Source organism: Providencia sp., from assembly GCF_040396775.1.
In the GTDB taxonomy this organism is placed as follows: Bacteria; Pseudomonadota; Gammaproteobacteria; order Enterobacterales; family Enterobacteriaceae; genus Providencia.
Genome location: NZ_JBEBNT010000021.1, coordinates 21688 through 35185, shown reverse-complemented (window position 1 = coordinate 35185; position 13498 = coordinate 21688). Strand labels below are relative to the sequence as shown.

At 44.0% G+C, this 13498-nt stretch carries 13 protein-coding genes; 12 read left to right on the top strand and 1 reads right to left on the bottom strand.

Translation table 11 applies throughout. From position 1 onward, the window contains the following. The first annotated feature begins 35 nt into the window (after positions 1-35). The 12 genes from ABWP91_RS17320 to ABWP91_RS17265 all read left to right on the top strand — a co-directional run bounded on the left by ABWP91_RS17320 (position 36) and on the right by ABWP91_RS17265 (position 12945). Positions 36-1100, top strand: coding sequence for a tartrate dehydrogenase (locus ABWP91_RS17320; RefSeq protein ID WP_353244279.1), 1065 nt, complete (start codon positions 36-38; stop codon positions 1098-1100). Positions 1101-1302: 202 nt separating this feature from the next. Continuing rightward, entirely contained in the window at positions 1303-2892 is a 1590-nt protein-coding gene (gene prfC / locus ABWP91_RS17315) for a peptide chain release factor 3 (protein ID WP_353244278.1), read from the top strand. 197 nt (positions 2893-3089) lie between these two features. Beyond that, positions 3090-3500, top strand: a complete 411-nt coding sequence (locus ABWP91_RS17310) for a BON domain-containing protein (RefSeq protein ID WP_353244277.1) — start codon at positions 3090-3092, stop codon at positions 3498-3500. Positions 3501-3630: 130 nt separating this feature from the next. Next, positions 3631-4728, top strand: coding sequence for a patatin-like phospholipase family protein (locus ABWP91_RS17305; RefSeq protein WP_353244276.1), 1098 nt, complete (start codon positions 3631-3633; stop codon positions 4726-4728). Continuing rightward, on the top strand, positions 4721-5506 hold the full coding sequence (locus tag ABWP91_RS17300; RefSeq protein ID WP_353244275.1) for a TatD family hydrolase: 786 nt from the start codon (positions 4721-4723) through the stop codon (positions 5504-5506). Before ABWP91_RS17305 ends, ABWP91_RS17300 begins: the two co-directional genes overlap by 8 nt. A 303-nt stretch (positions 5507-5809) precedes the next feature. Continuing rightward, on the top strand, positions 5810-7093 hold the full coding sequence (locus ABWP91_RS17295) for a NupC/NupG family nucleoside CNT transporter (protein WP_353244309.1): 1284 nt from the start codon (positions 5810-5812) through the stop codon (positions 7091-7093). Positions 7094-7589: 496 nt separating this feature from the next. Beyond that, complete coding sequence (gene deoC / locus ABWP91_RS17290; RefSeq protein WP_219245643.1) at positions 7590-8369, top strand: deoxyribose-phosphate aldolase; 780 nt, start codon at positions 7590-7592, stop codon at positions 8367-8369. A 48-nt stretch (positions 8370-8417) separates the two neighbouring features. Then, positions 8418-9740, top strand: coding sequence for a thymidine phosphorylase (gene deoA, locus ABWP91_RS17285; protein ID WP_353244274.1), 1323 nt, complete (start codon positions 8418-8420; stop codon positions 9738-9740). Positions 9741-9793: 53 nt separating this feature from the next. Next, positions 9794-11017, top strand: coding sequence for a phosphopentomutase (deoB, locus tag ABWP91_RS17280; RefSeq protein ID WP_353244273.1), 1224 nt, complete (start codon positions 9794-9796; stop codon positions 11015-11017). Positions 11018-11421: 404 nt separating this feature from the next. Continuing rightward, positions 11422-12138: a purine-nucleoside phosphorylase gene (deoD, locus tag ABWP91_RS17275; protein WP_206084491.1), complete on the top strand. Its 717-nt coding sequence runs from the start codon at positions 11422-11424 to the stop codon at positions 12136-12138. Between the two features lie 139 nt (positions 12139-12277). Further along, positions 12278-12583, top strand: a complete 306-nt coding sequence (locus ABWP91_RS17270; protein ID WP_353244272.1) for a type II toxin-antitoxin system HigB family toxin — start codon at positions 12278-12280, stop codon at positions 12581-12583. Positions 12584-12585: 2 nt separating this feature from the next. After that, positions 12586-12945, top strand: a complete 360-nt coding sequence (locus ABWP91_RS17265) for a helix-turn-helix domain-containing protein (protein WP_353244271.1) — start codon at positions 12586-12588, stop codon at positions 12943-12945. Between the two features lie 19 nt (positions 12946-12964). Here ABWP91_RS17265 and ABWP91_RS17260 read toward each other — a convergent pair whose 3' ends face one another. Further along, complete coding sequence (locus ABWP91_RS17260; RefSeq protein ID WP_353244270.1) at positions 12965-13459, bottom strand: GNAT family N-acetyltransferase; 495 nt, start codon at positions 13457-13459, stop codon at positions 12965-12967. Between the last annotated feature and the right edge of the window lie 39 nt (positions 13460-13498).

Below are 13498 nucleotides of genomic sequence, written 5' to 3'. Positions count from 1 at the left end.
AAACACACCTAATTCATTTATCAGAGGTTTTCACCATGTCACAATTCAATATAGCGGTTATTCCGGGGGATGGTATTGGTACGGAAGTGATCCCAGAAGGGGTAAAAGTTTTAGAAGCCGCCGCGAGCAAACACGGTGTAAAATTCAACTTTACACATTTTGATTGGTCATGCGAAACCTATCACCGCACAGGGCGCATGATGCCAGAAGATGGCTTAGAACAACTGAAAAAGTTTGATGCGATTTTTCTTGGTGCAGTCGGTTTCCCTGGTGTACCTGATCATATTTCGTTATGGGGCTTATTGTTACCGATTCGCCGTGCATTTAACCAATATGTTAACCTGCGCCCCGTTCGTTTATTTGAAGGGATTAAATGCCCTCTAGCAGATAAAAAACCGGGGGATATTGATTTTTATGTGGTGCGTGAAAACGTGGAAGGGGAATATTCCGCCATTGGCGGGATTCAATATGAAGGCACTGAAGATGAAATGGTGCTGCAACAAAGTATTTTTACCCGTAAAGGCACTGACCGTATTTTAAAATATGCGTTTGAATTAGCGCAAAGTCGTGAGAAAAAACACCTGAGTTCTGCCACTAAATCTAACGGATTATTCCACTCCATGCCGTATTGGGATAGCCGTGTAGCGCAAATGGCTAAGTCCTACCCAGAGATAAAAGTTGATCAATTCCACATTGATATTTTTGCAGCAAATTTAGTGCGCATGCCTGAATTTTACGATGTCATTGTTGGGTCAAATTTATTTGGTGATATTTTGTCTGATTTAGGCCCAGCTTGTACGGGAACCATTGCGATTGCGCCATCTGCCAATATCAACCCAGAAAAAGAGTTTCCATCCATGTTTGAGCCTGTACATGGCTCTGCGCCAGATATTGCAGGGCAAAATATTGCCAACCCAATTGGTACAATTTGGGCGGCAGCGATGATGATGCAACACCTAGGTTGCCCTGAAATGCACGACAGCATTATGGCTGCGGTGGAAATGGCGATTAAAGAGCGCCGTCATTTGACGCGAGATATGGGCGGAAATGCGAGTACTCAGGCGTTAGGCGATGAAATCACTCAATTGATTTTGGCGTAATATGTTCGTTATTTAAGCTATTTTTACGTTGCGTCGGGGTATTGTTTTCACTGTACCTCGATGCTTTGATTGTTAATACCCCCAAGATCTGCGAAAATATCCGCCAATTATGTTTAACAACACGGATTTGCACCGCAAAGTGCCACATTGAGCCAAGGCGCGTGTCTCTATAAATCTGTATTCAGACGAAAAGAACGGTTAAATGACAGATCAGAATTTTCTACAGGAAGTTAGCACGCGTAGAACGTTTGCTATCATCTCTCACCCCGATGCGGGTAAAACCACGATTACAGAAAAAGTATTACTGTTTGGGCACGCTATTCAACGTGCAGGGACAGTAAAAGGCCGTGGCTCAAATCAACATGCAAAATCTGACTGGATGGAAATGGAAAAGCAACGGGGTATTTCGATCACCACGTCTGTGATGCAGTTTCCGTACCATGATTGCTTAGTTAACCTACTCGATACCCCGGGGCACGAAGACTTCTCGGAAGATACGTATCGTACGTTAACCGCAGTTGACTGCTGTTTGATGGTCATCGACTCTGGTAAAGGGGTTGAGGATCGTACCCGTAAATTGATGGAAGTTACCCGTCTGCGTGATACGCCAATCCTGACCTTCATGAATAAACTTGACCGTGATATTCGTGACCCAATGGAGTTGCTGGATGAAGTGGAAAACGAGCTGAAAATCGCCTGTTGCCCAATCACTTGGCCTATTGGTTGCGGTAAATTATTCAAAGGTGTTTATCATTTACTGCGCGACGAAACCATCCTTTATCAAACAGGTCAAGGTCATACAATCCAAGAAGTCCGTATTATCAAAGGATTAAATAACCCTGACTTGGATGCGGCGGTGGGTGATGAACTGGCGGCTCAATTACGTGATGAATTAGAGCTGGTTCAAGGTGCTTCACATGAATTTGACCATGATGCTTTCTTAGAAGGTGAGCTGACGCCAGTTTTCTTCGGTACTGCATTAGGTAACTTTGGTGTTGACCACATGCTAGACGGTTTAGTGGAGTGGGCACCTGCGCCGCAAGCTCGTAAAACTGACGTACGTGAAGTTGAAGCCACCGAAGAAAAATTCACGGGCTTTGTCTTTAAAATTCAAGCAAATATGGACCCGAAACATCGTGACCGTGTTGCGTTCATGCGTATTGTTTCAGGTACTTATGAAAAAGGTATGAAGTTACGCCAAGTTCGTATCAAAAAAGACGTGGTGATTTCCGATGCATTAACCTTTATGGCGGGGGATCGTTCTCAGGTTGAAAATGCTTACGCAGGGGATATCATCGGTCTGCATAACCACGGAACCATCCAAATTGGTGATACGTTCACGCAAGGTGAAGAACTGAAATTTACCGGTATTCCGAACTTTGCACCAGAACTGTTCCGTCGTATTCGTTTACGTGACCCACTGAAGCAAAAACAGCTGTTAAAAGGGCTGGTTCAGTTATCTGAAGAAGGTGCGGTGCAGGTGTTCCGTCCATTGACCAATAACGATTTAATCGTGGGTGCGGTGGGTGTGCTACAGTTTGATGTGGTGGTTTCGCGTCTGAAGAGCGAATACAACGTTGAAGCAATTTACGAGGCGGTTAACGTTTCTACGGCACGTTGGGTTGAGTGTGATGATGCGAAGAAATTCGAAGAGTTTAAGCGCAAAAATGAGCAAAACTTAGCGCTTGATGGTGGCGATAACTTATCGTATATCGCCCCAACAATGGTGAACCTCAATTTGACCAGCGAACGTTACCCAGATGTTCGGTTCCGTAAAACGCGCGAACACTAATCTTGCCTTTAACCCGCTATTTCATTATGAGGTAGCGGGTTGTCTCTTCCTAATGCTCCTTTTAAGAGCCTTTCCCTGTCTTTAAAACTATTTCATCAAGAATATTCTGTCTTTACCCTTGAAGCCCTTTATTTTTTCCGTTTTTTTACTTAGGCTAGTAACGTTGACTCGTCCTCCACAGTGAAAGGAAGGTTCTTATGAAAAAGACAATGCTATTAAGTAGTTTAACTGCTATTGGACTGAGCTTTGCACTCACAGCATGCAGCTCATCGTCAGACGGCGCGCTGAAAAAACAAGCTTCTGAAACGTGGGACAGTGCGGCAAAAACCGTTGAAATGGCGGGTAAAGATACAGGAAGTGCAATTTCTAGCGGTGCGAAAAATACAGGCGACTACATCGATGATTCGGCGATTACTGCGGATGTGAAAGGCAAGTTACTGGGCACCAAAGGAATTTCTAGCAATAACGTATCGGTAAAAACCGTTAACGGTGTGGTCTACCTCTCAGGTTTTGTGCAATCTGCTGACCAAATTGATAAAATCACGCAGGTCGCTTCCCGCGTTAATGGCGTGAAATCTGTGCAAAATGGATTGGTGCTTGCTAACTAATCTGTAAATAAATGTCTCAATAGCCCAAAGTGTTGAACGTTTATTGTACAATGTCGCTAGAATGAGCTTTCAAAGGGAAGCTCATTCTGTTTTTGAGTCAATTAAAGCGTTCAAGTTATTCAGGGGTATTATGGGAAAACACGTTTCAGTCACTTTAGGCACCATTGAGCCGCTCGCATTTTTAGATAATATCAACTCGGGAAAGACTGCACTGATTTGTGAAGGTGGCGGGCAGCGAGGGATTTTTACGGCGGGTGTACTGGACGAGTTTCTCATTTCTGATTTTAATCCCTTTGATTTAATGATTGGCACCTCCGCAGGGGCGCAAAATTTGTCTGCTTATATTTGTGGGCAAGCAGGTTATGCACGCCGTGTGATCACTCGCTATACCACCAATTCTGCATTTTTCAATCCACTGCGGTTTATTCGTGGTGGTCACCTCATTGACCTCGATTGGCTGATAGAAACCACAGCAAAAGAGTTTCCTTTACGCATGGAAGCGGGGCTGGATTTGTTGGATTCAGGTCGTGAATTTTATATGGGGGCTAGCCGTAGCGATGATTTTTCCGCCGAATTTCTACAGCCAGATGCAGATACTTGGTTGGATATTATTCGCGCATCCAGTGCAATCCCTGGTTTTTACCGCGAAGGTGTCGAGTTTGATGGTACGCGGTACCATGATGGCGGCATTAGTGCGGCAATTCCGGTTGAAGAAGCCTACCGACGCGGGGCTGATACTATTGTCGTTATCCGCACCGTACCATCCCAGATGTATTTCACCCCTGAATGGGTGAAAAGAATGACGCGCTGGTTGGAAGGGGATAATAACGGGTTGCAACGCATGGCGACGATGCTGAAAGTACACCTGAAAAGCTACCGCAAGACACAAGAATTTATTGAAAACCCGCCTAAAGATGTGCAGGTTTTCGAAATTTATCCACCTGTTCCGCTAAAAAGCAGTGCGCTAGGCAGTAAAGTCTCTTCGTTAAATGAAGACTATCACACTGGGCGGCGCTGTGGGCGCTACTTTATTGCTGCCCTTGGTGCCGGGTTTAATCAGAACCAAAATAGTTTCAGCCAAACTTTGGCGCGTAAGATAGAACGCAATCCTCTTGAGATTGACATCGAGCCTTCAGAGCAAAATACGCTAGTACCTGAAGAGCTCGTGCCAGAGCTTGCCGAGGCGCCTTCAATCATATTACCAGTGAATGAAAATCGTAATGGATAAACCGCAATTTATTGATACACATTGCCATTTTGATTTTCCACCTTTTAGTGACGATTTCACTGAAAGCTTAAACCTTGCAAACCAAAGTGGTGTAGAACAGATTGTTATCCCAACAGTGAGTTTAGATAACTTTGCTCGTGTGTGGCAATTGGCACAGCAATACTCGCAATTGCATGCCGCGATGGGGTTTCATCCCCTGTATATCAGTCAGTATCAAGATGCTCATTTTGATGTATTAGTGGATTACCTTGCGCAAAAAAATAAAAAGTGTGTGGCGGTGGGGGAAATTGGCCTCGATTTATACATGCACAATCCCCAATTTGAGCGCCAACAGCAACTGTTAATAGCGCAACTTAAACTGGCTAAACAGGTCGATTTACCTGTGATCTTGCATTCACGTAAAACCCATGACCCACTAGCAGCGATACTGCGCCGTATTGATGTGCCTGCTCGCGGGGTTGTACATGGTTTCGCAGGGAGCCTATCTCAAGCGCAAGCCTTTGTTAAACTAGGTTATTATATTGGCGTAGGGGGAACGATAACGTATGAACGGGCGAATAAAACTCGCCATGTGATGTCGCAATTGCCACTCACTTCATTGTTGTTTGAAACCGACGCACCAGATATGCCTGTTTCTGGCTTTCAAGGGGAGCCTAATCGACCCGAGCGTATTGAGTGGGTTTTTCGTTCATTCTGTGAGCTTCGCCACGAATCTCCAGCAGAAATCGCCCAACAACTTTACAACAATAGCCTGTCGTTATTTAATCTGACAAAGTAAAAATAGTTTAAACGATAAGTAATGCTTATATAAATCTGTTTCCCATCTGATTTAATCCATTCCGCTTTTACGATGACTTATGACACCTTTAGTGTCTTTCCAGATAAAACCGATTCATTTTTGTGATTTTTATCACATTGTTTGAATTTTCAGTGTTTCTTGCACCTCGTATTTGTGATGAATATTGCGGGTTATTCATGATGACTAGGTATAATCATCCCACAAAGAGACAAGGTGACTTACACGTTTCCTTATATATCAACCTAGAATCAAGTGAACAGGGATCCTTCCATGCAACTCATTATGAGTATTATAGGAATGGCGGTGCTTATCGCGATAGCTGTCCTATTTTCCAGCAATCGCCGAGCGATAAGACTTCGCACTGTGGGTGGTGCTTTTATTTTACAGCTAGCGATTGGCGCATTAGTTTTATATGTACCTGCTGGGCGCAGCGTACTGCAAGGGATGTCTGATGGCGTCTCTAAAATCATCGGTTATGGCCACGATGGTATGAGCTTTATTTTTGGCGGCTTAGTGTCCGACAAAATGTTCGAATTATTTGGTGGTGGTGGCTTTATTTTTGCTTTTCGCGTACTGCCTATCATTGTGTTCTTCTCATCGTTGATCGCTGTACTTTATTACTTAGGTATCATGCAGTTGGTGATTAAAGTATTAGGCGGCGGTTTACAGAAAGTTCTCGGCACATCACGAACGGAGTCCTTATCTGCGACAGCAAACATTTTCGTTGGGCAAACCGAAGCGCCTCTGGTTGTGCGTCCTTACATCGCAACCATGACCACCTCTGAATTGTTCGCGATTATGTGTGGTGGTTTAGCGTCAGTGGCGGGTTCTGTCTTAGCGGGTTACGCACAAATGGGCGTGCCAATGGAATACCTGATTGCGGCATCATTTATGGCGGCACCGGGTGGCCTGTTATTCGCAAAATTGATGGTACCTGAAACAGAAGATGTACGTGACAGAGTTAACGCAACTGATTTAGTTGCCGAAGATGAACGCCCTGCAAATATCATTGATGCAGCAGCAGCAGGTGCTTCATCGGGTATGCAATTAGCGCTGAACGTGGGTGCCATGTTATTAGCCTTCATCGCATTGATTGCTTTAATCAATGGTATTTTAGGTGGTATTGGTGGTTGGTTTGATTATCCACAGTTGTCTCTTGAGCTATTATTAGGCTGGTTATTTGCACCGATTGCTTACTTAATTGGTGTGCCATGGAGTGAGGCGACTATTGCGGGTTCGTTCATTGGTCAAAAATTAGTTGTGAATGAATTTGTTGCTTTCATGAACTTTGGTGAATACATGAAAGCGGATGCGGATGTTATTGCATCAGGTAAACAAGTGCTTTCCGACCATACTAAAGCGATTATCTCATTCGCATTGTGTGGCTTCGCGAATTTATCATCCGTGGCCATTTTGTTGGGTGGCTTAGGCGGTATGGCACCAAATCGCCGTGGGGATGTTGCGCGCCTTGGTATGAAAGCTGTCATGGCGGGGACGTTATCTAACTTAATGAGCGCGACCATTGCTGGTTTCTTCTTGACCTTGGGTGCCGCTGCGTTAGCATAAAAGCATGATGTAGAATTTTAGGCGGGTTTATCAAACCTGTTCACAATGGAAGCGGAAGGGCGTTGCTCTTTCGCTTTTATTTTTATCGGTTATATTCATTTGCTATCTTTTATATTCAACGGCAAAATTTCAACTATTCTTAACTTAGTCAATTAATGATTGTCTATGGTTAGAAAAGCCATTTGAGTGAATAAATTAACAGGCAGATCAGGTATAATGAGATCTGATTCACATAATTATATTTAATAATGTAACATTCAGTCGATTAATGTGATTTGTAGCACATAAAATGACGCTGTTCCATGGTCAAATAGACACTAGTAAGCTGCTAATTGAACTGCTAGTTCTCAGAGTCAAGTGACTCTAGGGCATCGTGCGGTGAGAAGGAACTCAGCTGCTCAGTTCGGACGCATCCGGCTGGCATCTTTAAGGAACCAAGCCCGCTCGCCAACAAAGAACGTGTCGTTCTGAAGAATTAATAACGTTGGAGAGTTATATGACTGATTTAAAAGCAGCCGCACAACGCGCGCTGACCCTGATGGATTTAACCACATTAAATGATGACGACACTGATGCAAAAGTGATCGCATTATGTCATCAAGCCAAAAGCCCTGCGGGTAACACAGCAGCAATTTGTATCTACCCTCGTTTCATTCCAATTGCGCGCAAAACACTGCGTGAGCAAGGTACGCCTGACGTTCGCATCGCGACCGTAACCAACTTCCCACACGGTAATGATGATATTGACATCGCATTAGCAGAAACCAAAGCGGCTATCGCTTATGGCGCGGATGAAGTTGACGTGGTATTCCCATACCGTGCGCTGATCGCAGGCAATGAACAAATCGGTTTTGATTTAGTGAAAGCGTGTAAAGATGCTTGTGCTGCTGCCAATGTATTACTGAAAGTGATCATTGAAACTGGCGAATTAAAAGATGCTGCGTTAATTCGCAAAGCGTCTGAAATTTCAATTAAAGCGGGTGCTGATTTTATCAAAACCTCAACAGGTAAAGTTCCTGTTAATGCAACATTAGAAAGCGCAGAAATCATGATGCAAGTCATCAGTGATATGGGTGTTGCAAAAACCGTTGGTTTCAAACCTGCCGGTGGTGTACGTACTGCTGAAGAAGCTGCTGATTATTTAGCATTAGCAGGCCGAATTTTAGGTGACAATTGGGCTGATAGCCGCCACTTCCGTTTTGGCGCATCAAGCTTATTAGCAAATTTATTAAACACGCTGGGTTACGACGTTAAAAAATCAAGCAGCAGTTATTAATTTTCGCATTATTGTTAGCCGATAAGTTCGACTTTAAAGGAGTATATCGTGTTTCTGGCACAAGAAATCATTCGTAAAAAACGCGATGGAAAACCATTAAGCGAAGAGGAAATTCGCTTCTTTATCAATGGTGTTCGTGATAATTCTGTTTCGGAAGGTCAAATTGCTGCACTGGCAATGACCATCTATTTTAACGATATGACGATGTCTGAGCGTGTCGCACTGACGCTGGCAATGCGTGATTCAGGAACGGTTCTGAATTGGAAATCACTCAATCTTAACGGCCCATTAGTGGATAAACACTCTACGGGCGGTGTCGGTGATGTGACTTCCCTGATGCTTGGCCCAATGGTGGCTGCATGTGGTGGTTATGTCCCAATGATTTCAGGCCGTGGTCTGGGTCACACAGGTGGTACACTGGATAAGCTGGAAGCTATTCCTAATTTCGACATTTTCCCTGATGATGTTCGTTTCCGCGACATTATTAAAGATGTGGGTGTGGCGATTATTGGGCAAACCAATTCATTAGCACCAGCAGATAAACGTTTTTATGCAACCCGTGATATTACTGCAACAGTTGACTCGATTCCGCTGATCACGGCATCTATCTTAGGTAAAAAACTGGCTGAAGGCCTTGATGCCTTAGTGATGGACGTAAAAGTCGGTTCTGGCGCATTTATGCCAACCTATGAGAAATCAGAAGAGTTGGCAGAGTCAATCGTTAAAGTGGCAAACGGCGCTGGTTGTAAAACAACGGCATTGTTAACCGACATGAACGAAGTACTGGCATCCAGTGCGGGTAATGCGGTTGAAGTGCGCGAAGCTGTACGATTCTTGACGGGTGAATACCGTAACCCTCGTCTGTATGAAGTGACAATGGCGCTTTGTGTGGAAATGTTGGTTTCAGGCTCACTCGCGGCTACCCGTGAAGAAGCACGTCAAAAACTGCAAGCGGTACTGGATAACGGTAAAGCAGCCGAAGTATTTGGTCGTATGGTTGCAGCACAAAAAGGCCCAGCAGACTTTGTTGAAAATTATGACAAATACCTGCCAACTGCCGTGCTGAGCAAAGCTGTTTATGCACCGAAAGACGGTATTATCACGCAAATGGATACGCGTGCATTGGGCATGTCCGTTGTGACATTAGGTGGCGGTCGTCGTAAAGCCACAGACCCAATTGACTACAGTGTTGGTTTGAGTGATATCGCAGCGTTAGGCGCGAAAGTGGATACACAAACACCATTGGCAATTATCCATGCTAACAGTGAAAAAGCATGGGAAGAAGCGGCAAAAGAAGTGCGCGCAGCCATGGTTATTGGTGAAAATTCCCCAGAGCAAACGCCGATGGTTTATCGCCAAATCAGCGAGTAATACAAATAGATTTTAGTGGTATATCGTTCTAATAAATACCGCAGGAGAAAAATATGAAACGCACATTTATTATGGTTTTGGATTCCTTTGGGATCGGCGCTGCACACGATGCACATAAATTTGGTGATGAAGGCTCAAATACGTTGGGTCACATTGCAGATGCTTGCGCACGCGGCGAAGCGGACATTGGTCGTAAAGGGCCTCTGCATTTACCTAATTTAACAAAATTAGGTTTAGGTAAAGCAGGAGAAGAATCAAGCGGTTCATTCCCTGCGGGGCTTGATCCTAATGCGGAAATTATCGGTGCATACGGTTATGCGAGCGAAATCTCTTCTGGTAAAGATACCCCATCAGGTCACTGGGAAATTGCGGGTGTGCCTGTGTTATTCGATTGGGGTTATTTCTCTAACGAAGAAAACAGCTTCCCACAAGAATTGCTGGATACCTTAGTTAAAAAAGCGAATCTGCCGGGCTACCTAGGTAACTGCCACTCATCAGGTACGGTTATCTTAGACCAACTGGGTGAAGAGCATATGAAAACGGGGAAACCGATTTTCTATACCTCTGCGGACTCCGTGTTCCAAATCGCGTGCCACGAAGAAACTTACGGCTTAGACAAACTGTACGAGCTGTGCGAAATCGCCCGTGAAGAGTTAACCAAAGGTGGTTATAACATCGGCCGTGTTATTGCGCGTCCATTTGTGGGTGATAAAGCAGGCAACTTCTCGCGTACGGGTAACCGTCACGATTTAGCAGTTGAGCCACCAGCACCAACTGTTCTGAAAAAATTAGTGGAAGAGAAACAAGGTGAAGTTGTTTCTGTCGGTAAAATTGCAGATATCTATGCGCATGTTGGTATCACGAAGAAAATTAAAGCAACGGGTTTAGATGCTTTATTCGATGCAACAATTGAAGAAATGAAGCTGGCAGGTGATAACACCATCGTCTTCACTAACTTTGTTGACTTTGACTCTTCATATGGTCACCGCCGCGATGTTGCAGGTTATGCTGCCGCACTCGAATTATTTGACCGCCGTTTACCTGAATTAATGAAGCTGGTTAAAGAAGATGACATTCTGATTTTAACCGCTGACCACGGCTGTGACCCAACTTGGCCGGGTACAGACCATACACGTGAACACATCCCTGTTCTAGTATATGGGCCAAAAGTTAAACCAGGTTCATTAGGCCACCGCGAAACATTCGCAGATATTGGTCAGACAGTCGCTAAGTATTTTGATTTGTCGCCGATGGAGTACGGTAAACCAATGCTTTAATCCCAATACCCGTCATACTTTGAGCTGTCGCGGTGTTGGCTGCACAAAACCACCCTAATCACATACTTATGTATGCTCATAGGGATGATTTTGCTAGCCGCCTAGCGACAACTCAAATTATTTAGGGTCATTGTGAGCAATCAAGATAATTGTGAGCAACTAAGGTAATTGTGAGCAATTAAAGGTAATGAGCAAGCTTTGCCGTCATGCTTTGAGCTGTCGCGGTGTTGGCTGCACAAAACCACCCTAATCACATACTTATGTATGCTCATAGGGATGATTTTGCTAGCCGCCTAGCGACAACTCAAATTGCTTAGAGTAATGGGATACTGATTCTAATAATAAGGTGGGGGATACCACCTTATTTATTTTTAAAATATATTATCGTTTAAAGGGAAATAATCATGGCAACTCCACATATTAATGCAGAAATGGGTGATTTCGCTGATGTCGTTCTGATGCCAGGCGACCCATTACGTGCGAAATACATCGCAGAAACTTTCCTGCAAGATGTCCGCCAAGTGAACAATGTTCGTGGCATGTTAGGTTTTACTGGGACTTATAAAGGCCGTAAAATTTCTGTCATGGGTCATGGCATGGGTATCCCTTCTTGCTCAATCTACGCAAAAGAATTGATCACCGATTTCGGTGTGAAAGTGATTATTCGTGTAGGTTCATGTGGCGCAGTGATGGATGATGTGAAACTGCGTGATGTTGTTATCGGCATGGGTGCTTGTACAGACTCTAAAGTCAACCGCCTGCGTTTCAAAGACCAAGATTTCGCGGCAATCGCAGACTATGACTTAGTTCATAATGCAGTTGAAGCGGCAAAAGCAAGAAAAGTTAACGTCCGTGTGGGTAACCTGTTCTCTGCTGACCTGTTCTATACGCCAGATCCAGACATGTTCAAAGTGATGGAAAAATACGGCATCTTAGGTGTTGAAATGGAAGCGGCGGGTATCTACGGTGTGGCTGCGGAATACGGTGCGCGTGCACTGGCTATCTGTACCGTATCAGACCATATCAAAACGGGCGAACAAACTACTTCTGATGAGCGTCAAACCACATTTAATGAAATGATTGAAATCGCACTGGATTCTGTTCTGTTAGGCGATAAATAATCGTTTGATTCGATAAAAAAGAGTTCTCTAAATGCCACGTATTGCGTGGCATTTTTTTATTATGAGTAAATAAATAAAGTTAGTCCCGAAATGGGATTTTTTAATTGACCCAGTCCTAAATTGGGACTATTTTAAAGTCATGAAAATCATATCCATAAAAACGCTGAAAGATTTCTGGTTAAAATATCCAGAGTCAGAACAACCGCTGAAGGCATGGGTAGATGAAGCCATTAAAGCAACATGGAAAACCCCTTCAGACACCAAAGGAATGTACCGTAGCGCAAGTATTTTGAAAAATAGGCGCGTGGTATTCAATATAAAAGGAAATTGTTACCGGTTAATTGTGGCTATTGCATACCAGCGTGGGTGGATATTCGTTAAATTCATTGGAACTCATGAACAATATGATCGAGTTGATGCAGAAACGGTGGATTTGGAGCCATGATCATGAAAATTAAACCTATAAGAACAGAAGAAGACTATCAAGCTGCATTATTGGCAGTATCCCCTATGTTCGATAATGAGCCTGAGTTGAATACCCCTGAAGGGGATTATTTTGAGGTAATGTGCTTATTAATTGAAGAGTATGAAAAAAGACATTATCCCATTGAAGCGCCTGATCCTATAGAAGCGATTAAATTTCGAATGGAGCAACAAGGGCTAACGGTTAAGGATCTTGAACCTGCTATTGGTAAAGCGAATCGTGTCTATGAGGTTCTAAATGGCAAACGTAATTTAACCTTACCCATGATCCGTAGGCTACATAATCAATTTGGTATTCCATTACGTAGCCTAGTTGGCGTGTAGGATTCACACTATGAGCCGTTTAATTTTTTATTCGGCTCATCATCACGGCATCAACGTATTGCCCATCACGAAAGGCGTAGTCTCGCATCCGGCCTTCTTGCACAAAGCCAAATTTTTCATATAGCCCAACTCCGCTACCATTTGCGGCAAACACTTCGAGCTCAATACGGCGTACATTTAACCAGTTATCGCAGTAATCCACCATCACTTGCATCAGCTTTGAGCCAATGCCTTTCCCTTGATGGGCTTCACTGACGGTGATACCAAAAGTGGCCACATGGCGACGGCGAACTTGGCTAGGCTGACTAATAACCAGTAACCCGACAACGATATTATCAATGGTGGCGACAAACTGTGTTACCAGCGGATCATTCGCCCCAAGACGCGCTTCCCATGTTTTTTCTGTTGGGTATGGTAGCTGCAATGTATTGGCGTAAGCCGAATAGTCTGCGTGGATTTGTGTGATGGCGGGGATATCTGCCATTGTTGCCCTGCGTATGATTACGTCGCTCATGGTTTTCTCTTGTTATCATTCTTTAGATGAATATTAATC